This window comes from Oleiphilus sp. HI0043 (assembly GCF_001634935.1).
The window spans coordinates 1-854 of record NZ_LWEY01000075.1; the positions used below are offsets into that span (position 1 = coordinate 1).

The 854-nt window shown below is 49.2% G+C and carries 1 protein-coding gene; it reads left to right on the top strand.

Annotated features, from left to right (window positions below; genetic code table 11):
• On the top strand, positions 1-854 hold an 854-nt coding region (locus A3729_RS01670; RefSeq protein ID WP_068633018.1), incomplete at both ends, for an ABC transporter substrate-binding protein.

Here is an 854-nt window from a genome sequence, read left to right on the forward strand (position 1 = left end):
TCCTGGCCCCGCAAGTCTCTATTCAACCTACTGCTAGTATCATATCTAGCGAGCCTTCTATCCTTTAATACGCTTGCCACTCCAGAAAGTAAGCACGTTGCAATCACCCAGATTGTTGAGCACCCTGCCCTTGATGCAGTGAGAAAGGGCGTTAAGGATGTCCTCGCCGAGCATGACTGGAAAGACGGAGAAAATCTTAAGTGGGATTACCAAAGTGCACAAGGCGCACCGGCAACTGCAGCCCAAATAGCCAAAAAATTTGCAGGCGACAGGCCGGACGTATTTGTAGCTATCGCCACCCCTTCAGCCCAGGCTGCGGTTGCCTCTGCCAGAAATACCAACATAGTTTTTAGCGCAGTGACCGATCCTGTTGCAGCCAAACTGGTGAAGTCTTGGGAGCAACCGAGCAAAAACGTTACAGGCGTGTCGGACCTAACACCGATAAAACTGCATTTAGAGATGATTAAAGAGGTCCTCCCTGCCAGTAAGCAACTCGGTATTATCTACAACCCAGGAGAAGCTAATTCTGTTTCACTTCTCAAGCTAATCAAGCAACATGCTGAAGAGCTGAACCTTCAAGTAATTGAAGCAGTCTCCCCCAAGTCCTCGGATGTGCAAACTGCAGCTCGCTCATTACTCGGCAAGGTTGATGCAATTTACCTCCCTACAGACAACACAGTCATCTCTGCTATAGAAGGTATCATCAAAATTTCTGAGCAAGCAGACATTCCTGTTTTTGCCGGCGACACCGATAGTGTCGCTCGTGGCGCCATCGCGGCCTTAGGGTTTAACTACTATGAAGTGGGCCGACAGACAGGCAAGATCGTTGTGCAGATTCTTCAAGGCCAATCACC